The following is a 22,758-nucleotide window of genomic DNA, read 5'->3' on the forward strand; positions in this document are numbered from 1 at the left end:
TGCCGAAAACCAGCGATTTGTTGGATCGAGGATAGGTGGGGCAAGTTGGGGAAGTTTTTATGCAGTGCCATTATTTATTTCCCTCAGATCAAACCATTGAATTGAAGATAATGTGGAGAACTGATTTTTAGCATCCGCTCTGGACTGTCATGATCATCAGTTATTTTCTGCCGTGTTGGTTTTTTATGAATGTTGATATTTCTGATGGTGACAAAGCGATAGACATAAGGATCAAGGAAATTCTTTTGTCCCCAAAACTCTTTGCCAATTTTTTGGCAATAGGCGACAAAACACTGAGCGCCCTTAAGTTGCTGAATGATTTCCCTTTCTGTGCTTGTGCTAGCCTTTGCTTTCATCTCAATGCAGAGGATGACCTTTTTCTTGCCAGTATCAGCAACGATGACAAAATCCGCACGTTTGCATTCACCACGGTTTCCTTGAAAAACTGTATCCGGTGACTTAAATTTATCTGCATTGATGATGATGACCTCATCATCATCGGGCATCCCATAAATAGTTACATCGTAATTGGCGGGTGGAGGCTCTCTGAGTATGACCTTATTTTTGCCGTGGCCATCATCTTCCAATGAAACTGTAGCGGTTTTATTGATCATCTCTTTGAGAATAGCAATATCAGTTAATCCATCAGACATTACTCCTCACTCCAGATGATCGCTTCCTGAATCCGGTTCATCGTTTCGATGGTTGTATCAAAGCTGCGGGCTTCAATACCCAGTTCTGGGCTGATGTTGGCTGGTGTCAGGGTCTGGCATTTAGTTTTTTTTGTTTCGCCGTCTAGTATTATCGATGCTTTTTCTGCGATATAGACTTTGATTTTTTCAGAAGAGATCAGTTCCTCTTGTCGATAATTTTCAACTTGGGCAATTCGCTTCAGATGGGGTTTATCGTGGTTGAGCATGATCAGCGTATTCAGTTCTTTGATAATGTAATCACTTTGGGTGGTGATGAAAACCTTAATACCAAGGTTCACCAGTTGGGCGAAAAGCCGTGCGATGCGGCGCTGGTTTTCAGGGTGTAGGTTCATCTCAGGTTCATCCACCATCAGTAAATCACCAAGCTGGGCTTCGTGTCTCAAATAAAAGCCGATATCTAGTAGAGAACGCACGGCGCTAGAACTTTCATCCATAGAAAGCTTGATCCGTTTACCCTTTGGCTCATAATAAAGTTGATCATTACGGGTGACTGTGTATTTACCACCAATTATGTCGGCGAAATCAGCCAACACATGAGGATACTTCTCAGTAATGAAACTGCTTTGTTGAAATATTGTCTCCAGTTCCTGAGCAAAATCCACATTTTTTTCTATTGGGAGCGCATAACCCTGGTATACGTTAGATAGAAGCTCTCTTGGATTGATGTTTTTATCAGCCTGAACCATTTCTTTGAGCAAGCGATTGCGGGTGAAATTCAACTCTTTGCGAAAAATGGCAGCACCGGTTCGTTCTGCACTAGCGATGAAAGGGTTAGGAAGAAACTGCTCAAAAATGATATCTTTTAGTGCGTTGGCAATGGTGCGCTTAAGGATGTCGGTGGAGATTTTTACCTTCTTTTTCTCAACAAGCAGAGTTACAACTAATTCTGTGCTTTTTTCACTTTTGGTAATAGAGAAAAGTGATGTCTCGCCAGAGGTAATTTCCCGAGTAAAATCAAAAGCTAAACTAATATTTTGGATATCCAGACTTATCTGAAAGTCTGTTGTTTTAAATCGTTCTGCCCGTGCTGCAAAAATCTTCGGTAATTCCTGGGTATAGGCTTGACAACCTTTAGTAACAATCTGCTCAGACTGTTTAATATATTCTTGTATATCAAGACGAATTACGCCGTCCGCAAGGAGCTGCTTGATCTTATTGGCGTTGATTTGGATCGCAAACATTCGTCGCCAAGTAGACAAAAAGCCAAACAACGCATAAGTAGCGTAGGTCTTGCCCATATTATTGTAGCCACAAATGATTGTCAGGTCGCCAAGTGTGAATTCGGCTTGCTTTAAAGCACCAAGATTTTTGACTTTAATTTTCATTGCCGTATTCATGCCGCGTAGTTTACCGCCGTAGGCATCATCTCCTACCATCACTCTCTAACCATGTCTTAGTCTAAAACTCACTGTTTTAGTCTAAACACCAATATTTATCATAAAAACTCCTAAACCGCGCACTGTAACTTTACCAGCAGAATACACAAAGCGCATTTTGAGATTCTCTGGTAAATTCGCCGCCTACAAATTCCAAGCGGGTTCCTCCATCGGCGTTTCTAAAACGACGTGCTGCTTTATTTTCTGGTTTAATTCGGTTAAATCCAAGTTTTTTCGCTAGCTGTTTGAGTTCCATGACTCGCAAAAGTTGATTTGCAGGCACTGGTAAATTACCATAGCAATCGCTGAAATAATAGAAATAGTAGAGTTTGAGACAGTTCTACAATAAAAGCAAAGACGTTGAGGTTGAACTAACCTAATGCGTATACCTGAAACAAACCCAAAGATACCAATGCCTTCACCAAGCCTCTACGAAACTGATTTTTACGCTTGGACACAGGAACAAGTAACTTTACTTCGCAATGAGCAGTGGAGTCAGATTGATCTGCAAAATCTGATTGAGGAGATTCAATCTTTGGGTAAACAGCAACGTCAGGAATTACGAAACTGTCTGAGTGTGTTGATTGGACATTTACTAAAATGGGAGTACCAGTCAGGACGCCGTAGCCGTAGCTGGTTAGCAACACTTCGTATTCAACGCTTAGATATTGCTGAACTGCTTGAAGACAATCCTAGCCTAAAGTCCTACCTTGAAGAAGCACTTCACAAAGCCTACCTTAAAGGTGTCGAATTAGCTGTTGGAGAAACAGATTTGCCCAAGCCTACTTTTCCGCTAGAGTGTCCCTACAGTTTGCCAGAGATTGTAGACTATGACTTCTACCCAGGTGAACCAAGCAAGTTAGTAGATGAATCAGAGCAGTAATTTGATGCTGAACACGGATAATCTGTAATATCACGTCGTAAGTTGATAACAACGAGATCATGTGATTGCTGTTGTAAATAGTCACTCCCAAAACAAGCAATTTACTTTGTACTGATCTTTTAGTTGCTTCAGGTTCTCTAAACTGCCCTAATTGCATCATTCATAAGTTTTGTTCAAGCATTTATAACAAATCTATAATCTTTTATTGCAAATATTGGCTCATACATAAGTTTTATTTAAGCATTTATCACAAATGTATAAACGTTTATCGCAAATTTTGCACTATATATAAGTTTTCTTTAAGTGTGTGTAATAAATGTATAAGTGTTTATCGCAAACGTTACTTCATTTCTAAGTTTTGTTTAAACATTTCTAACAAACGTATAAACGTTTATCGCAAACGTTACTTCATTCTTAAATCAATAGGTTTGATGTTAAAGGTAATTCGAGACAGGAGAACCCCGGTAAATAAGTCCGAAACCGGGGTTCTAGATTAAAATGTGTTTACCATAATTCTTTTAGCCTTTTAGTTTGATTCAAATCATCAAACAACAGCTGCCTCTGGAATTGCACCCTGCATTCTCGCGAAAGCATCAATCAAATTCTGCAATTGTTGATCTGCTTTAAAAACTCCTAACCCACGCACTGTAACTTTACCAGGAGAATAGACAAAGCGCGTCTTGAGATTTTCTGGTAAATTTGCCGCCAACAAATTCCAACCTGGTTCTTCTATCGGCGTTTCTAAAACGACGTGCTGCTTGTTTTCTGGTTTAATCCGACTAAATCCGAGTTTTTTCGCTAGCTGTTTGAGTTCCATGACTCGCAAAAGTTGATTTGCAGGGACTGGTAAAGTACCATAGCGATCGCTCCACTCGGCAGCAATTAGCTTTAATTCTGATTTAGATTTAGCTGTGGCCACCGCCCGATAAGCACTCATCTTTTGATCCAAATCGGTAATGTAATCTGCTGGGATAAATGCCGTCAGGTTGAGGTCAATTTGGGTATCCTCCACTTTCGGAATTTCTTGTCCTCGGATTTCCCGAATTGCTTCCTCTAGCATTTCCATGTATAAATCGAAACCAATGGCATCCATTTGACCGGATTGTTCTGCACCTAGCAAGTTACCCACACCTCTGATTTCCATGTCGCGCATCGCTAGTTGATACCCAGAACCTAGCTGAGTAAATTCCTGAATTGCTCGTAATCGTTGCCGTGCCGCATCAGATAATGCCCGTTGCTTCGGATAAAATAACCAAGCATGAGCTTGGATACCTGCACGTCCTACACGACCGCGTAATTGGTAAAGCTGTGCCAATCCAAAGCGGTGAGCATCTTCAATCAATATCGTGTTGACTCGCGGAATATCTAAGCCAGATTCAATAATTGTCGTACAAACAAGGATATCTGCATCGCCATTACTGAAAGTGAGCATGGTTGATTCTAACTCGCTTTCATCCATTTGACCGTGAGCGATCGCAAACCTAGCTCCTGGTATCACTTCTCGTAAATTGGCTGTTGTCTCTTCAATTCCGTCTACTCGTGGAACTACATAAAAAACTTGTCCGCCTCTGTCTAATTCTTGACGAATTGCTGTGCGGATACTTTCGGAATTAATCGGTGATAGATGGGTTTTAATTGGTCGTCTGGTTGGGGGTGGCGTGGTAATCAAACTCATTTCCCGAATTCCTGACAAGGACATATACAAAGTCCGGGGAATGGGAGTGGCTGAGAGGGTAAGCACGTCCACCTGAGTTTTCAGGCTTTTAATTTTCTCTTTCTGATTCACCCCAAACCGCTGTTCTTCATCCACCACCAACAGTCCTAAATCGCGGAATATCACCCCTTTACCTAAAAGTTGTTGCGTACCAATTACTACATCTAATTCACCCGTTGCCAATCGCTTTTGAATATCGCGGCGTTCTTCAGCGGAACGAAAGCGGTTGAGTAAGCCGACATTTACTGGGTAGGGAGCAAAACGTTCTTTGAGTGTATGGTAATGCTGCTGTGTTAAAATAGTCGTTGGCGCAAGGAGTGCCACTTGTTTACCGGCGATGACTGCTTTGAAAATAGCACGAATCGCCACTTCCGTTTTCCCGAAACCGACATCGCCACAAACTAAGCGATCCATTGGGCGATCGCTTTCCATGTCGCGTTTTACATCTTGTACAGCTTTGAGCTGATCCGTTGTGGGTTGGTACGGGAAAGAATCTTCTAATTCCTCCTGCCAAGGCATATCATCTGGGAAGCTAAAACCTTGTTGTTGCGATCGCGCTGCATAAAGTCTCAACAAGTCCACCGCCAATTTTTTAATCGCTTTGCGGACTTTATTCTTGGTATTTTCCCAAGCTTTACCAGTCATCCTATTAAGTTCCGGTGCTTTATCACCTGCGGCGCGGAACCGCGATAAAGCACCCACTTGATCGGCTGCGACTCTGAGTAACCCATCAGCATACTGCACCACTAAATAATCACGGGTCTCGTTATTAATCGTCAAACTTTCCAGCTTGACAAATTTACCAACACCATGATTTCTGTGAACCACATAATCGCCTGGACGCAGCTTATTGGGATCAACTTGTTTAGAAGTAGCTTTGTGGCGCTTGCGGATATATCCGGGAGTCGCCAATGAATGCTGCCCAAAAAATTCCCGATCTGTAACAATTACCAATCGGTAAGTAGGCAGGATAAAACCTTCTAGTTCCGCAAGACCAGAATATTTTAGGGCAATGGGAATATGGTTGATTTGCAGCTTATCAATCGCTTGGTAGTCGCGGGGATTGGGGATAAACTGAGCCGGACAGTCATGTTCTTGCAACAGTGAGACGGAACGCGAAGGTTGAGCAGAAAGCAGCCAGATCGAGAAATTGCGATCGCGTTCTTGGCGGATGGTTTCAGCTAGTTTAGCAAACTGGTGTGGTGTGGTTGGAACAGGACGGCTGGCAAGATTGATCCCACTATTTTCCTCTGATAGTTCTGATAAATATAATGTTTTAAACTTGGCAACATCAACCAAACATTCATCAAAAGACCGATGAATTTTCGGTAATTGGGAATTGGCAATTAGCAATTGGTTAGACTCTTCCCCATGCCCCATTCCCCACTGTTCCTCAGCATTTTCTACCCAGCGATCGCTATGAGCATGGCACTGTTCTGGCTCATCAATGGCAATCAGGGTGTTTCCTGCTAAGTAGTTTAGCAGAGATGCTGGTTGCTCGAACGCTAACCCCAAAAAACGACGACTGCCCTCCATCAGAGATGAGTTATTAGTGCTAAGTTCTGAGTCAGAATTTAACTCAGCACTCAGCACTCGGAACTCAGGATTATTCTTCAGTGCAGCCATCACGATGGGAGTGAAGCTAGTGGGGGTAAGAATTAACTGGTCAACTTTGTCGAGGGCAGAACGTTGGGTTGCTGGGTCAAATTCCCGCATTTGCTCGATTTCATCGCCAAACCATTCCAACCTGACTGGAAACTCAGAAGAAACCGGGAACACATCAACAATATCGCCTCGCCGACTCCATTGGCCTTCCATTTCCACCAAAGGAACTCTTTCGTATCCCAAAATAGTTATTTTCTCACTGAAGGTATTCAAGTCTAATTCCATCCCTTTTTTCAGGGTAAGACAGAATTGTTGAAAAGCTTCTGGTGGAGGCAAATGAGGTTGCAGCGCCCCTTGAGTAGCCACAATCGCCATCTTAGGTAATTGCGAGGGAGTTGGGATTTGGTTTTCTTCCCCATGCCCCATGCCCAATGACACCACTTGCTTCAAGTCGGCAGAGCCGCCCAACGCAGTGGCTCCCCCATGCCCCATTCCCAAATCTGCCAATACCTGCATTTGCCCCCAACTCATTTCAGTTTCCGGGTCAAAAGGTTCGTAGGGAGAAGCCTCGGAGGTGGGGTAAAAATGTACTGTTTGCCATCCCATTGCCTCCAGTTGTGCGTAAACGCGTCCAGCTTCTTCCAGAGTGGCGCAAACCACAAACAAATCCTTGCCCTGAGACTGCGCTAATGCCGAAGCCACTAGAGTCTTGGGCAGCCTGGGAATGCCATTTAACCGCAATTCTTGTTGTCGATTCAGCTTAGAAATAAATTCAGTGGTGAGTGGCGATCGGCCTAAGGCACGCACAATAGAAGAAAATGACATAAGTACTACTAGCGATGGGAGTCTTTGTGGGTCAGCAAATCTTAAGGCAGTTTATGTCAACTATTTTAAAAGTGTTAACAGCTTTCTTATTCCTTCGGTGGAAGAATAATGCACAGTTACTAATAAACTTAAGAACTATAACTACTACTTTGTATATAGTCAAAGTATTTATCGAAGCACCTTTAATACTAGATACTAGGGATTGAGCTACGTTCGCTCTGATAAGCGGCAATTTTAAACATGTCCTCCATCACTTTTGAAATTTTAATCATTTTGGTGCTAATTATTGCCAATGGCGTGTTTTCTATGTCTGAGATGGCGATTGTCTCGGCACGGAAAGTTAGGCTACAGCAGCTTGCCAATCAAGGAGATGCCAAGGCGATGGCAGCATTGAAATTAGCGGAGTCTCCAAATCATTTCCTGTCAACCGTTCAGGTGGGTATTTCCCTAATCGGTATCCTAACTGGTGCTTTTGGAGGAGCAACAATTGCTAACCGACTGGCAGCCTATGTGCGACTTGTACCTTTGTTAGCACCTTATAGTGAACCGATATCTTTTGGAATAGTGGTTTTGATCATTACGTATTTGTCACTCATTGTTGGCGAATTAGTACCAAAGCGTCTGGCATTAAACAACCCAGAAAGAATTGCATCGAATGTAGCTATTCCAATGCGTGCCTTATCGGCGATCGCTTCGCCAATGGTATATCTTTTAAGTGCTTCTACAGATTTGATCCTGCGAGTACTGGGAATTACAGCTTCTACCGAGCCGCAAGTCACCGAAGAAGAAATTAAAATCTTAATTGAGCAAGGCACAGAGGCGGGAACTTTTGAGGAAGCTGAACAGGATATGGTAGAGCGAGTCTTTCGTTTAGGCGATCGCCCTGTCAGTTACTTAATGACACCCCGTCCTGATATTGTTTGGCTAGACTTAGACGACTCTGCCGAAGAAAATCGTCAAAAAATGGTTGATAGTGCCTATTCTCGGTATCCAGTTTGTCAGGGGGGACTTGACAATGTGCTGGGTGTTATCCCTGTCACTGACTTATTAGCCAGGAGTTTCCGAGGGGAACCACTAGACTTGACTATCGGATTGCGACAGCCTGTATTTGTGCCAGAAAGCACCCGTGGCTTGAAAGTTTTGGAATTGTTCAAGCAAACTATCACTCACATGGCGCTGGTAGTGGATGAATACGGCGTAATTCAAGGATTAGTCACTCTCAACGACATCATGAGTGAAATCGTGGGTGACGTTCCTTCAACGGATGGACAGGATCAACCACAAGCTGTACAACGCGAAGATGGTTCCTGGCTTTTGGATGGGATGTTGCCTGTAGAGGAGTTTTTGGAACTTTTTGGGATGGAAGAGTGGGAATCTGAGGAACGCGGCAGTTATCAAACGTTAGGCGGTTTTGTGATCACCCATCTAGGTCGTATTCCTGCCGCAGCAGATCATTTTGAATGGCAAAGTATGCGAATTGAAGTGATGGATATGGATGGTAATCGCGTTGATAAGGTGCTAGTCGTACCGAAGGCATCTAAATCAGCAGATACGAAAAAATCTGATTAGGATTGGGCATTGGGGAGCCAGTGCGTTGGGCGGGAAATGCCGGACTTAAAGCAACTGGCGTCATTGGGCATTGATAATTATTGTTTACTATTTCCCATACGCTATAATAGCCAATGCCCTATTTATGTAATTTATCAAGTGCGAGATAGACGTTTGACCGCTTCACCTGCCAACAAATGATGAGCTTGTTCTAAAAGTTGGGGGATTTTATCGGCGTAGGGATTACGGGCGAGACATTGCCGCAAGTCTAATTCATCTAGCCGATTGGCTTGGTTGCCGGGAAACCAGTGCCCACCATTGCCAAGCAGGTTGTAGCGCATTTTAGCGTAGTCTACTAAATCGTAGGCGATCGCTAAATTTCGCAGCCATAAAATCACCCGAATATTTACCTCACCAGGGGTTTCGTCAAAGTTTGGTAGATTTGTTTCCCAGGATTTTACCCAATGTTCTCCCAAAGTAGCGATCGCTTCTGATTTCAACCTTGCTAAAATTGGTGGCAAAATTTCTGATGCCCGATCTATTAATTCTAAAGTCTTCAGGTGTTCATCAAAATCTTCTGGTTTTGCTGCTCCTAAGCTTAGTGTATGCACCTCTCGACGACTCAAACAAAACAAATCATTAAACACCATTGGACTCAATGGGGCGCAAAGATTGACTAATTTTTGTGGAGGTTTATACAACAAACCTCCTTTATCAGAAGGGCTAATAATAAACACCCCCATATCGTGGCGTTTAGCTGCTTCAATTGCTGCCCAATTCCATTGATTAATGTAGTACCAGTGCAGGTTCACGTAATCAAATTGATTGGTATTAATTGTCTGCACAATCACATCTGTTGAGCCATGTGTAGAAAAGCCAATAAATCTAACTTTTCCCTCTGCTCGCAACTGCTGTGCTACTTCCAAACAGCCACCAGGACGGATGCTGTCATTTAACGACTCAGGATGATTAATGCCGTGCAACCCTAAAAGGTCAACATAATCTAACTGGAGATTTTTCAAAGATTGTTCAAATATCTCCCGGAATTCTTTCGCATCTGCCTTTGGATTGACTTTGGTCTGAACAATCAACTTTTCGCGGGGAAACTTGGGCAATATTCTCCCCAATTGCATTTCAGAAGTGCCATAACCACGGGCAGTTTCAATATGATTAATCCCAACCTCGACTGCCCTTCTAATAGTCGCTTCCAAATTTGCCTGGTTATCAGCAGGAATTTCATGATTGGGAACATCCTGCCATTTGAACTGATATCTCATGCCACCGCAGGAAAACACTGGCATCTGTAATTCTGTGCGTCCAAATCTTCTATATAGCATCAGTGGATTGTGGATTGCTTACCAACTTAAAATCTAAAAACGATACTCATTCCAGCTTTCAGTGCCACAATCATTCCCTCTGTTCAATCTGTGATACTAGCAATATTCATCGCATTCTTAAATCGGTCAGGTCTTTTGGTTATTGGATTTTTACCTACCAATATTCCAGTTCCATAGAATAATTATCTCATCCTAGTTACCACTAACAAGAATTTTTCTATTATTCTCTCAAGTTTAGACCAAGAAATGGCAAAACGACCCAGCAGTGCTGAGTTGTGCGAAGGTGAACTAACGGAAAAGTTCAAATTAATTCTTTGCAGACTGAGACTGTGCCTGAGTTAAGCAATTTCTCAATTTTTCAGCTAACACTTGTACATGGGGTTCATTAAGTATGTTCAGGTGAGATCCGGGAAGGTAATGGATATCTAATCCTCCAACCACTAGGTCGCCCCAGCCAAATTGAGGATCGTATTCTATGCCTATAGCTTCGTCCCGATTTTTGTCCTCTGTCCGCAAAAGAATAGCTCGACCAAGGTAAGGTGAAAAAATATAGTCATTAAGGGCTTGAGTGTTAGTATCTATAACCTTTAAATGCTTGTCAGTTTCAGGTACATTAAGTACGTCTTCCAAGTAACGGTTATATGTATTTTGCAGTTCTTGCTTACGCCAATAACTCCATCTCATAACTTTTTGCCAAAGGTAGTTAGGCCCTTGTTTAACAATATTATTTAAATGCAAAAAAACTCGCTTGAGAAATGGTGCCTGCCAGCTATAACCTATACGACAACTATCAAGCATAACTAAAATACCAACTTGTTCGCCTTGCTCGTGGAGTTGCCGAGCCATCTCGAAGGCAACTGTACCCCCAAAGGAATAACCTCCGAGAAAATAAGGGCCATGAGGTTGAAGGATCTGAATTTCTTGAATGTAATGCGCTGCCATATCTTCAATGCGGGTATGGAGAGGGTATTTTCCATCTAGTCCCCGTAGTTGTAATCCGTAAAATGGTTGTTCTATCCCCAGATGCAATGCCAATTCACGGAAACATAAGACTTCTCCACCCAGTCCATGAATACAGAAAAAACGTGGCTTGGAGCCGTTGGGTTGAATTTCTACTAGGGATGACCAGCTAGATTTTGATTGGTCTAAGGTATTTACTAAAGCCGAGTTTTTTGTTAAATCTTCTTCTTGGCAGATTATTTTGGCTAGAGCCTCTACAGTCCCTGACTGGAAAAGAATGGCAAGTGGCAGGTTTTTACTAAATGTCTTTTCAATTTGCCAAAACAGTTTTACTGCTAGGATAGAATGTCCTCCTAGCTCGAAGAAGTTATCCCTAACACCAATCGGCTGGACACCTAAAATTTGTTCCCAAATCTGGGTTAACTGGTGTTCCACTTGATTGCGGGGAGCAACAAAGCTGGCTTCTGGTTCTTGCCTCGATAAGTCTGGTGCTGGTAAAGCGCGACGGTCTACCTTGCCGTTGGCAGTTAAAGGCATGGTGTCCAGCACGACAAAAGCCGAAGGTAGCATGTATTGTGGCAATTTTGTCGAGAGGAAGCCCCGGATATTAGTAATCGCAATTGCTGAGTCTTTATTCGGTATAATGTAAGCCACCAAACGTTGATCGCCGGGAACATCTTCACGGGCAATTACTACAGTCTGAAGTATATCTGGATGTTGGGCTAACACCGTTTCAATTTCCCCTGGTTCAATGCGTATCCCCCGAATTTTGACTTGATGATCTCGGCGACCGAGAATTTCTAGAGAGCCATCTGGACGATAGCATCCGCGATCGCCTGTATAATAAAGCCAATCCTGGCGATCGTTCCGAAAAGGGTTCTTGACAAACCGAGAACGGTTTTCTTGCTGGGCATTGATGTAGCCCAAACTACGGAATGGAGTTCGGATTACAATCTCGCCCGGTTCACCAATACCGCACGGTTGGTGATTTGGTGTGAAAACCAGTGCTTGGGTTTGAGGCAGCGGCAATCCAACTGGCTGTACACCAGGGCTACACTCAACAGGTACTCGGTAATAACATTTCGCCAAGGTTGTCTCTGTCGGGCCGTAGAGATTAATAATTTCACCTGATTCGGGAAAAGCATCCCGCCAGCGAAGTACAAGGGTTTCTTTCAGAGGTTCTCCAGCCAAGAATAACCAGCGTAAGTTACCTAAATAGACTCCTGACGGCACATTCGCTAACCATAATTGCGCCAGCGAAGGAACTGTATGAAGTACAGAAATTTGCTCATTTTCTAAATAACGCAGAATTCTAGTCGGTTCTAAGTTATCCTCTTCTTCTGGCAAGCATAGGGTTGCACCACTAGTTAAAGGTAAGAAAATATCTCTAAGAACGACATCAAAAGAAAGACCAGTTAATTGGGCAACACGATCTTGCTGATTAATTTCAAAGGTCTGTCGCTGCCAGTTCAGAAAATGCGCCAACCCTTTATGACACCCTAGCACCCCTTTGGGCACACCAGTAGTGCCAGAAGTGAAGAAAATATAAGCTGCATCGTCGGCAGTAATTTCAGGTAGATTTACTGCTTCAATGCTCTTTTGCGAATTTATAGCTTCTCCTGTGTCTGGGTTGACACAGATGCTAGTTAAAGACTCCCCTATATTTTTGTCTTCTGGACGCTGACCATCAATATATAATATGTATTTAGCTTTAGCTTCGTGTAACATCAGCCGCTGGCGTTGGCTGGGAAGTTTTGGATCGAGGGTGAGTAGCACACCACCACTCAAGAGTACGCCAAGCATACTGGCAACTAGCCCAAAGCTGCGTGTCCCAAACACGGCTACGACATCTCCCCGCTCTACTCCGTGAGATAACAAAACCTGTGCTAAAGTTTGAGCGATTTTGCCCAATTCCCCATAATTCCAGGTGCGAAATCCTTGACGAAGTGATGAATGTTCTGGGGTACGATTTACCCAAGAGGTAAACATTGTTGTCGTCAACTCATACCGTGGTTCTGGCAAAACCGCCCTTGGCTCTGGCAGCAAAGGTCGTGCTTCTGGTGTCACCAGGGAATATAAACTAATCTGGCTCTCTGGAGCAGCAACAATTTGATTTAGTAAGTGATGGAATTGATGAAGCATTTCCATCATCCGCTCTGAAGTAAACAGATCGGTGTTGTAAACTAAATCAAGTTGGATTCCTTGATTTTGTTCTGTAACGTAAAGGGTTAAGTCGAACTTAGAAGCTGTTTCTAGGATCGAGACTGGTTCGATAGCCACTCCGGGTAGTTCCAGTTGGATGTCCCTTAAGTTGAGCATATTAAACCACACTTGAAACAGTGGGTTGCGACTGGTATCTCGCTCTGGTTGCAGTTCTTCTACTAATTTCTCGAAGGGCATATCTTGATGGGCATAAGCAGCTAATGCCATCTGGCGGACTCGATTTAGCACTGAACGAAAACTGGGGTTCTCGGCAAAATCAGTCCGTAAAACAACAGTATTAATAAAAAATCCAATTAATTCTTCAATCTCAGAACGGTTACGTCCGGCAATGGGAGAACCGATGAGAATGTCTTCTTGTCCAGTGTAGCGGTGCAGTATTGTCCCAAAGGCTGCCAGCAATGTCATGAATAGAGTCACACCCTCCTGATGCGAGAGTTCTGTGAGTGATGCACTCAAAGTCTGTGGTAGCATCAGAGATTGGGCTGCTCCTTGGTAAGTTTGCACTGGTGGCCGTGGTCGGTCGGTAGGCAATTCCAGTACAGTATTAGCACCTGCTAATTGGGTTTTCCAATAGTTAATTTGGCTGGAAAGTACATCACCTGATAGCCATTGGTGCTGCCACACAGCAAAATCCGCATACTGAATGGGCAATTTTGCCAAGGGGGAAGGCTTACTGTTCAAAAAAGCTTCATAAAGCGCTATTAACTGCTGCCAAAGAATACCGATTGACCAACCATCTGAAGCGATGTGGTGCATCATTAACAAAAGTATATGCTCGTGTTCGTCTATTTGGAACAAAGTAGCACGCAGCATCAAGTCAGATTCTAAGTTGAAAGGGCGTTGCACCTCTTGATTGAGGAAAAATTCTACTTGATCTTTTGTCACCTTAATGATTTTAAGTTCCACTGGCCGAGGCGTGCCAATTACTTGTATGGGGCTACCATCAAGTGATGTCATAAAGTTAGTTCGTAATGCCTCATGATGGATAACGATCGCATCTAGTGACTGTTGCAATATACCTAGGTTTAACTTACCCGTTAAGCGCTGTGCATTGGAGACAATATACGCTCGACTGTTGGGTTCCAACTGCTCCAAAAACCAAACTCGCTGCTGGGCAAAGGATAGAGGTGCTGATCCCCGGTTGGCTATTTGGGGAATAGTCTGATTTTGGGGATCGTTTTCTGGAGTTTGGTTTTGGGCGATTGCTTGAGCTAAAGTAGCGATCGTCGGATTCTCAAATAAGAGTTGCAATGGTATTTCTATTTGAAAAGCTTGGCGAACCCTAGACATCACTTGAGTGGCTAGCAGTGAATGACCTCCCAATTCAAAAAAATTGTCGTGGATGCCTACTTGTTCCAGACACAAAACTTTCGCCCAAATGCTAGCTAAGACTTCTTCTGTCGAATTCTGAGGTAGAACAAAGTTAGTTGACAGCCTAATATCAGATGTATCTGGTGCAGGCAAGGCGCGGCGCTCTATTTTCCCGTTGGGATTTAATGGTAGAGTGTCCAAAAATACAAAGAAATCAGGCACCATGTATTCAGGCAACCGAGTTTCCAAAAAGCGACGCAATTCAACCTGACTAGGAATTTGTTCTGAACTGGTAACAATATATGCCACAAGTCGCTTGTCCCCAGGAATATCCTCTCTGGCTAGAACTAAAGTCTGTGTCAGTGCCGGATGTTGAGCTAGTATGGCTTCAATTTCTCCTAATTCAATTCGGAAGCCACGTATTTTAACTTGGTGGTCAATGCGACCAAGGAACTCGATATTACCATCGCTCAAATAACGTGCCAAATCCCCAGTTTTATAAAGGCGTGACCCAGGTTCAGAGCTAAAAGGGTTGAAAATGAACTTCTCTGTGGTCAATTCTGGACGGTTAAGATAGCCTCGCGCTAAACCAATACCGCCAATGTGCAGTTCACCTGATTCATTAATAGGCACTGGCTGCAAATTTTCATCAAGGATGTGAATCTCTGCATTGGTAATCGGACGACCAATGGGAGCTATCGCATAATTAGTACCGCGCTGGCAAGTCCAGAAAGTGGTATCAATTGAAGCTTCTGTCGGTCCATAACAATTATGTAAAACATTGTCCAAATTCAGTCGGGCAAAGAAGCGTTCTATAAGTTCGCCAGGTAAAGCTTCACCACCGCAGGTAATGTGTCTGATGAATCGGCAATTCTCAATTCCCCTCTCTTCCAATAAGACACGCAGTATGGAAGGTACTAAAGCCAGAACGGTGATTTGCTGCTCAGTAATCACCTTCACAAGGTAGGCTGTGTCTTGATGTCCACCAGGACGAGCTATGAACAATTGCCCCCCAAAGCACAATGGCCAGAATATCTGCCATACTGAGGGATCGAAGCTAAAAGAAATAGTTAGTAAAACTTTGTCTGCGTAAGTTAATCCAAAAGTAGTTTGCTTCCAGTGGAGTTGATTGCAGATGCCACGGTGAGGGATCGTTACACCCTTGGGTTGTCCTGTAGAGCCAGATGTATAGATTACGTAAATGAGGTTATCAGCCGTCGTCTCATTTACAGGATTTTCTTGACTGTTTTGAATATTCCCTTGCCAATTTGAGTCCAGACAAACCACTTGCGCCTGATGCAGTGGTAGGTTTTTGACCAATTTTTCTTGGGTTAACAATACTGGTGTCTGGGTGTCTTCCAAAATGAAGGCTAAACGTTCTGAGGGATATGCTGGATCTAAAGGTACATAAGCGCCTCCAGCTTTTAGAATTCCTAACAATCCTACAATCATCTCTAAAGAGCGCTCCAGGCAAATGCCCACGAGAACTTCTGGCCCAATGCCTAAAGTACGTAGGTGATGTGCTAGTAGATTCGCCCGTTGGTTTAACTGCTGATAAGTAAGTTCTGTATTTTCATATACTACCGCAATTGCTTGGGGCGATCGCTCTACTTGCATCTCAAATATTTGATGAATGCACAGATCCTGATGATGAACTACTTGGATGTCATTTAATTCCTGTAAAACTTGAGTGCCGATGATGTTAGTTAAGGTATTTAAAGTAATATTTTGTTTATATTCTGATGTTTGACTATTTATCTGCATTTTCTATATTAAGTTCAGTGGGGATAAAATAATTAAAGTTTTATGAGGACGTAAATAATTAAAGGTTTATGACTAAAACAGATGTGAGCAAATACAGCCCCCAATCTATGGAAAATGACCATAATACTATTAATTCTCACATAATTAACATCTAGCAATTTTCAATGATACGCACACTAGGAGCACACAGATATGTTGTGCGCCCCTACTAATTGTTTGGACTCCAAGCAATTGCAAATAGAACACTTACCAAACTCAAAAATTGCTTGCTCTTTAGTTTTTGACTATTACCAGTGCCTTCATTTCAGCATTGAGCAGAGGTTGATGATAATTTTTTTGGAGATCTGGCACAGGTTTTCCATCTACAATAACTTTGTAGATTTTTGCATGGCAGTTACTTGGTAAATTATCAATAATTCTTGTTTTAAATGCAGCGGGACTATAAGTTCTAGCAAAGCCTTCATATGCACCCCATCCAGCAAAGCTTGCAGTATTGTCAAAAATTGTGATCGCTTTGTCAAGATTAGACTTCTGAATCCGTTTATTATTCCAAATTTCTGCATATTCGTTAGTTAAAAATAGGGGTGCAATGACAAGTTTCCTGCCCACTTTCAATAAACGTACTGCCTCTTTAATAAACTTAATATCCAAATCATCTCGAAAATGCTCAAAAGAGTGATGGCAGCTAATTCCATCTAAAGATTCGTCTGGAAGAGGGATCGCATCAATAGAGCCACCAATGTACTTAATTCCATCTGTGACTTTTCCGTCCAATAATGAGTCTTGACAGTAAGCAGTCAATTTGAAGTCTGAGACTGCCATTAAAGCCTTTATATATTCAGCTTTTTCACCACCAGCAGCATCTAATATTTCATCACCTTCTTTCAAATCTAATAGAGCCATTGTCGTCAGGTATTCAAGTGGCTTGGAATGGATGTAATCAAGCTGATTATATTTACTCAGTACATCTGAATTTACAAAATCCTTATAATCTTTTTCAGAAAAAGATAAATTGTTTATTTCTGTCTGTGCTTTTCCTATTTCCAAATCATTTGTGGAGCGTAAAATTTTATTAACTTTTAAATTGTTGAGACGCAAATTTGTCAGCAGACGCCACTTTTTATTGTTTAAAAACCTGCCCAATCGATTTATTATATCTAATTTGCTAGTTACCATACTTTCACCCTAAGTTTTATTGATTGAAATGAAACTCTTAATTACAATTGAATCCAAAAGATCAAATTTCTGTTTTAGCCAATAAACACAAACACTTACACGTAATTATAAAGGTACATTATCCTATCTCAGTAAAATCTCCTGAACAAAAAATATTTTTTACAAAATCTTTATTTTGTATCTAATTATATAAAAATAATGTAAAGTCGTAATATTATTTTTTTTAAGAATTTAGGTGAACTTCATGAAACTTAACTAGGTAGATTTCAGGTTTCATTTGTGTAACATCAGCCTCTATTCCAAACTACAGTCTCGTTGTTAAGGTTACTGCCCTTTTGAGACTTTATTTAGAAATGTCCATGAAACTGACTCAACTTTAACCACAAATATGCCATTGTGTAAATTTTTGTTACAAATATCAAATTTTTAATGCATTTTGTTATAGTTTATGTGTAGATTTTGTTAAGTCAGTAATTATGCTGTAAAAAAACATATACACTTAAGATGTAAGTTTATAAGCAAAGCTGAATTAGTCTACCTGAATATGCTAGAGTAATTTCTGAGGACATATCAATTATTCTATACCTTTAAGAAGCGAAACTCTCCAAGATATCTGCGATATCCATGATAATTAATTCAGATCATGTATTAGTCACCTCAAAAATTATAATATTATTTTTATTTTGCTTGCTTATAAATATCAGGAGTTTTATTTAACTACTAATCTATATTCATCAACAAATCCTTTTTTTGCGATTAAGTTTTCCAGACTAAAATGTGATTGATTATAGGCTGCAATGAAAACTAGGCATTTCGGTAGTAACGGCACTCAAACCGACGTTGGAGGATGCTTTCGATAAAAAACTTAAAGTTACTTCAAATAAAATGGTTGAGACTAGACTAGAAAGTCCAGGTTTCTTTGTAAATAAAAATATGAAAGATCCAAATTGTCTTGTATATTAAACTCTTATCAATCGAATTTTACTTACACAAAGTGTTCCTAACTAGTTCCTAAATATGAGTAATCAAAGCATTACAACAAATAAATTCAGTGAAGTGCCTTTGGATTTACGTGCATCGACATTTGTCACGGTACGTAAGGGTTCGTGGTGGTTAAGATTAACAACATTATTCTTAGTAGACTGTACTCTTTTATTTCTAGCTTGGGTTTTAGCAGCATATCAATCTACTTCTGGAAATTTTACTTGGTATATACCGAGTCATTATTTACCGATTTTAACAGCTATTGGGATTCAAATAGGATCGCTGGCTGTCGAAGGTATTTATCGAGAAGGTCAAAAACGCTATGATTATTTCAATATTATCAAATCGCTAACTTTTGCTCATGGATTAATCCTTTTAGTTAGTTTTTTGTATAAACCAGTTGTTGATATTACACGTCCAAGATTAATATTATTACCTTGGTTACTAAGTATATTTTTTATTTGTACTGGTAGATACGCTGTAAATATTACTCTTGAATATCTACGCAAGCAGAAAAAAATAGTTCGTTCTTCTGTTTTCATTATTTGTGATCCTCAAGATCACGATCAGATTGCGAGTTTTCTAAAAAAAGAAAAGCATTACATTGTATCTGGAACGGCGAATGCTAATTCACTAGATAGATATAAGCGTCAGCAAACTTTAACTCAGCTTAATCAACTAGGAGTGACAGAAGTTTTTATATCTTGGGATGCGCTAAAAAATAGAATGTTTTTGTGCTGGTTATTTCAAGCCTCTGGGATACAAGTACATATTTTACCGATGGAATTAAAACCAATTTATAAAAACGTACAATTCAATAAAATAGGGGGAATGCCTTGTCTGAGTTTGGATTGTCCGATAATTACAGGTAAAGATTTTTGGATAAAGCGTAGTTGTGATTTTTGCTTTGCGACTTTATTTGTAATGTTATCATTTCCCATTTATATAGCTATAGCTATAGCCATAAAACTTGACTCTCCAGGCACAGTATTCTATAAACAAACGCGTATAGGTTTACATGGTAAACAGTTTAAAGTATGGAAATTCAGAACGATGAGGTCTGATGCGGAAAAATTACAGAAAGAATTAGAAGCTTTAAATGAAACTAAAGATGGAATTATCTTTAAAATTAAAGATGATCCTCGCATTACCCGTGTTGGAAAATTTCTCCGTCGTTACAGTTTAGACGAATTACCTCAGCTTTTTAACGTTATCCTTGGAGAAATGAGTATAGTAGGACCTCGCCCTTTACCTACCAGAGATGTTGAAAAGTTTTCTGAACATCATTTTATTCGACATGAAATTTTACCTGGTATCACAGGTCTTTGGCAAGTCTCAGGTCGCTCAGATATTTTAGATTTTGAACAAGTGATTCATCTCGATATTAGTTACATCGAAAATTGGTCGCTCGGGTTAGACTTTGAGATCCTCCTTAAAACAGTTATGGTAGTTTTGAAAAAAGACGGTGCTTACTAACAGAAACAATCCATAGCAATACAGCTATGATTAGAAAATTTACTTTTTGCATCAATCAATTTATTGCAGTGTTCAGTTTAATTTATAGCGGATTAAATTTAGATTTTTCTACCTGACTGAGTAATTAGTTACTTGTTTTGTCTGAGGGCGCTCTAGAAAAATCTATATCTATAAGGATATATCCGAAAAAAATTATGGTGACTAAAAATGAAAAAATTAAGCTGAATTAAGAATTATAAGAATGGTAGAAAAGTACAAGTTCATAAGTAATTCCTTCTCAATGATACTCAATCGGTTAACACAAAGTATTACAGCCTTTGTATTAACCGCTTCTATTGCTCGTACTCTAGGAGCTGAAGCTTTAGGGCAGTATTTACTAGCATATAGCTACTATTTTATCTTTGTGGGCATTGCTTCACAAGGGCTAAAAACATTGTTTACTAGAGAACTAGCTCGTGAGCCACAAAAAACACCAGTCTATTTAATGAGTGGTACTTACCTACAGTTAATATTTAGTTTTTTCAGTTATGCGGCATTGGTTATTGTAGTATTTTTACTTCCCTATAGTTCCAAAACCTCGATTGTTTGTTACATAATGGGCTTAACAATCATTCCCTTTGCGCTTTCTAATATCACAGAGGCAATTTTTCAAGCTAAAGAAAAGATGCATCTGATTGCGATCGCTACAGTCCCAGTCTATATTTTACGCATAATAATAATGATTTGGGCAATGCAACTAAAATATGGAATTGAATATTTGGGGGCAATCCTAGTTTTTTCAGAAACACTAATTTTGGTAATTGAATGGATTTTTATCGTTCGGTTAGTAAAAATAGAATGGCAGATTGATAGAATTTTTGTCTTTAATACAATCAAAAGTGCGCGTACATTTTTTGCTATTGAAGCAATAGCTGTAGTTAGTGGCAGAATTCAAATATTAATACTTTCATTGTTAGGCAATGAGTTTTTAGTAGGTTTATTTGGCGGAATAACACAATTATTGCAACCATTCATGATTATTGCTAATAGTATAGGTTTAGCAATATTTCCAAGACTTTCAAAGGCAGTAGAGCAAGGAAGGGACAAGCAGAGGCAGATAGCTGAAAATATTATCGAAATCCTACTAATCATAGCATTACCTTTATATCTTGGAATCTTATTGTTTGGCAAAGATTTACTAATTTTTCTCTATAATGCTAGCTTTGCTGAAGCAAATCTAGCCCTTGTTATAAGCGCTGCATCACTCATTTCTTTGCCGTTTACACGCTCTCTGACTTATTTACTTGTAGCCAATGGTTTTGAGATAGTGAACCTACGTGAAGTAGTTATTACCACTACATTAGGGAGCTTGGGAGGCGTGCTATTAGTTTCACATTATCAGTTAGTAGGTGCAGCTTTAATGGCATTATTAATGACTATTTCTGGTTTTATTCAGTACATTTATTTCACCTATACTCACCTATTTTCACTAAATTTATGGCGAGTTATGCGCCGACCATTAATAATAACTATTTGGATGCTACCTATATTAATATTATTACAAAAACTTAGCTTAGACTTTATATTAACTCTAATTATTGCAACTTGTGCCTATGCTTTATTTGTGATTTATTTAGGTATTCGCGCCTTGGGAGGGTTTCGTTTTTTATGGTTCAAATTGTTAAATAGCAAATAATTTGCTTTCGATAAATTTTTACTATTAACTCATAAAAACTTGTGAAATAAATAACTTAAGTGAGGGTATATTTTTAATTATGATTAAAGTTGCTTTATTACATTTTTGCTTTGAAGATTACACTATTGAATTAGCAAACAGTCTGGTGAAACATGTTGATTTAACGTTAATTCACCCGGAAAAAATCTCAGATGTTTGTAGCAATGTTCTTGATCCTAGTATCCGTGTGATTAGCTTTAGAAAACCACGGATTCGCGACCCGCGCAACCTATTATCTATGTACGCAATGATGCGTATTATTAAAGACATAAAGCCGGATGTGTTGCATGTCCAAGAAACTAACGATCCTTGGTATGATTGGACTTTGTTACTCAACAAAATGCCGCCACTGGTGACAACCATCCACGACATATTCCGTCATCCAGGAGATAGCATGGCTGTATTCGGTTCAGAGTATACCAGGCGTATTGCCTTCTATCGTTCCCAACAATTGATTGTCCATACTCATCAATTAAAAAAGATTCTAACTGAACAATTTCGTATACCTCAAGAGCAAGTCAATGTTTTACCACATGGGGAACTTGGTAGTTTGTATCAGCGTCGAAGTAATCACAGTAGTCAGACTCGTGAGCCAAATACATTGCTATTTTTTGGACGCATCTGGCCTTATAAAGGATTGAAATATTTACTTCAGGCTATGCCTTTAATTGCTGAACGTATACCTGAAGTCAAGCTGATTATCGCTGGACGGGGAGAAAACATAAAACAATATTTCCCTAATGGTTATGATGAGAAACGCTACGAAATTATCAATGACTTTATCCCCCTTGAAGAAGTAAGTAATTTATTTCAACGCAGTACAGTAACAGTTCTACCATATATAGAAGCCTCTCAAAGTGGTGTGGCTGCCTTATCTTATGGGATGGGAACACTCGTTGTAGCCTCTGAAGTAGGGGGATTAAGTGAGATAATTCAGCATAAAAAAGATGGGTTATTAGTTCCACGTTGTGATGTCCAATCTTTAGCTGATGCCATTATTTATTTGTTAAGCGATCGCGACTTGCAACAACGTATGCAAACTGCGGCTTTAGTTCGTTGTCAGGAAGATTTAAATTGGTCAAATATTGCCGCTCAAACAGCTCAAATCTATTATAAAGAAATGAATATGCAAGATAAATATTAGTTAAT

General features: G+C 40.4%; 11 protein-coding genes and 1 pseudogene. 5 read left to right on the forward strand and 7 right to left on the reverse strand.

Annotated elements, in window-relative coordinates:
* Positions 1–83 precede the first annotated feature (83 nt).
* From V7K60_RS15875 to V7K60_RS15885, 3 genes and pseudogenes are all read right to left on the reverse strand, one after another.
* Positions 84–653, reverse strand: coding sequence for a hypothetical protein (locus V7K60_RS15875; protein ID WP_334926817.1), 570 nt, complete (start codon positions 651–653; stop codon positions 84–86).
* Positions 653–2,089, reverse strand: a complete 1,437-nt coding sequence (locus V7K60_RS15880; protein ID WP_334926864.1) for an AAA family ATPase — start codon at positions 2,087–2,089, stop codon at positions 653–655. Before V7K60_RS15880 ends, V7K60_RS15875 begins: the two co-directional genes overlap by 1 nt.
* 42 nt (positions 2,090–2,131) lie before the next feature.
* Positions 2,132–2,399, reverse strand: a pseudogene (locus tag V7K60_RS15885) (TRCF domain-containing protein); the annotation flags it as partial.
* 102 nt (positions 2,400–2,501) lie between these two features.
* Here V7K60_RS15885 and V7K60_RS15890 point away from each other — a divergent pair.
* A complete protein-coding gene (locus tag V7K60_RS15890) occupies positions 2,502–2,972 on the forward strand; it encodes a DUF29 domain-containing protein (RefSeq protein ID WP_334926818.1) in 471 nt (156 codons plus the stop codon).
* A gap of 544 nt (positions 2,973–3,516) precedes the next feature.
* Here V7K60_RS15890 and mfd read toward each other — a convergent pair.
* Entirely contained in the window at positions 3,517–7,116 is a 3,600-nt protein-coding gene (mfd, locus tag V7K60_RS15895) for a transcription-repair coupling factor (protein WP_334926819.1), read from the reverse strand.
* Between the two features lie 240 nt (positions 7,117–7,356).
* On the opposite strand from mfd, the gene V7K60_RS15900 reads away from it, so the two are divergent.
* Complete coding sequence (locus V7K60_RS15900; protein WP_334926820.1) at positions 7,357–8,685, forward strand: hemolysin family protein; 1,329 nt, start codon at positions 7,357–7,359, stop codon at positions 8,683–8,685.
* Between the two features lie 134 nt (positions 8,686–8,819).
* On the opposite strand, the gene V7K60_RS15905 is transcribed toward V7K60_RS15900, so the two are convergent.
* From V7K60_RS15905 to V7K60_RS15915, 3 genes are all read right to left on the reverse strand, one after another.
* On the reverse strand, positions 8,820–10,001 hold the full coding sequence (locus V7K60_RS15905; RefSeq protein ID WP_334926821.1) for an aldo/keto reductase: 1,182 nt from the start codon (positions 9,999–10,001) through the stop codon (positions 8,820–8,822).
* 306 nt (positions 10,002–10,307) lie between these two features.
* Positions 10,308–16,259, reverse strand: a complete 5,952-nt coding sequence (locus V7K60_RS15910) for an amino acid adenylation domain-containing protein (RefSeq protein ID WP_334926822.1) — start codon at positions 16,257–16,259, stop codon at positions 10,308–10,310.
* Positions 16,260–16,532: 273 nt separating this feature from the next.
* Positions 16,533–17,435 (reverse strand): methyltransferase domain-containing protein, encoded by a 903-nt coding sequence (locus V7K60_RS15915; RefSeq protein ID WP_334926823.1) that lies wholly within the window; start codon positions 17,433–17,435, stop codon positions 16,533–16,535.
* A 1,017-nt stretch (positions 17,436–18,452) separates the two neighbouring features.
* Here V7K60_RS15915 and V7K60_RS15920 point away from each other — a divergent pair.
* The 3 genes from V7K60_RS15920 to V7K60_RS15930 all read left to right on the forward strand — a co-directional run bounded on the left by V7K60_RS15920 (position 18,453) and on the right by V7K60_RS15930 (position 22,753).
* The gene (locus tag V7K60_RS15920; protein ID WP_334926824.1) at positions 18,453–19,895 is read left to right on the forward strand and encodes a sugar transferase; all 1,443 of its coding nucleotides are present in this window, start codon (positions 18,453–18,455) and stop codon (positions 19,893–19,895) included.
* 241 nt (positions 19,896–20,136) lie between these two features.
* A complete protein-coding gene (locus tag V7K60_RS15925; RefSeq protein ID WP_334926825.1) occupies positions 20,137–21,570 on the forward strand; it encodes an oligosaccharide flippase family protein in 1,434 nt (477 codons plus the stop codon).
* A 79-nt stretch (positions 21,571–21,649) separates the two neighbouring features.
* Entirely contained in the window at positions 21,650–22,753 is a 1,104-nt protein-coding gene (locus V7K60_RS15930; RefSeq protein WP_334926826.1) for a glycosyltransferase family 4 protein, read from the forward strand.
* Positions 22,754–22,758: the final 5 nt, after the last annotated feature.

Source organism: Nostoc sp., from assembly GCF_036917555.1.
Classification (GTDB): Bacteria; Cyanobacteriota; Cyanobacteriia; order Cyanobacteriales; family Nostocaceae; genus Nostoc.

Excerpts from the sequence above, each read along its gene's own strand:
- V7K60_RS15910 (WP_334926822.1), bottom strand. The coding sequence starts at position 16,259 with ATGCAGATAAATAGTCAAACATCAGAATATAAACAAAATATTACTTTA.
- V7K60_RS15925 (WP_334926825.1), top strand. The coding sequence starts at position 20,137 with ATGGTAGAAAAGTACAAGTTCATAAGTAATTCCTTCTCAATGATACTC.
- V7K60_RS15890 (WP_334926818.1), top strand. The coding sequence starts at position 2,502 with ATGCCTTCACCAAGCCTCTACGAAACTGATTTTTACGCTTGGACACAG.
- V7K60_RS15930 (WP_334926826.1), top strand. The coding sequence starts at position 21,650 with ATGATTAAAGTTGCTTTATTACATTTTTGCTTTGAAGATTACACTATT.
- V7K60_RS15900 (WP_334926820.1), top strand. The coding sequence starts at position 7,357 with ATGTCCTCCATCACTTTTGAAATTTTAATCATTTTGGTGCTAATTATT.
- V7K60_RS15875 (WP_334926817.1), bottom strand. The coding sequence starts at position 653 with ATGTCTGATGGATTAACTGATATTGCTATTCTCAAAGAGATGATCAAT.
- V7K60_RS15920 (WP_334926824.1), top strand. The coding sequence starts at position 18,453 with ATGAGTAATCAAAGCATTACAACAAATAAATTCAGTGAAGTGCCTTTG.
- mfd (WP_334926819.1), bottom strand. The coding sequence starts at position 7,116 with ATGTCATTTTCTTCTATTGTGCGTGCCTTAGGCCGATCGCCACTCACC.
- V7K60_RS15905 (WP_334926821.1), bottom strand. The coding sequence starts at position 10,001 with ATGCTATATAGAAGATTTGGACGCACAGAATTACAGATGCCAGTGTTT.
- V7K60_RS15915 (WP_334926823.1), bottom strand. The coding sequence starts at position 17,435 with ATGGTAACTAGCAAATTAGATATAATAAATCGATTGGGCAGGTTTTTA.
- V7K60_RS15880 (WP_334926864.1), bottom strand. The coding sequence starts at position 2,089 with ATGGTAGGAGATGATGCCTACGGCGGTAAACTACGCGGCATGAATACG.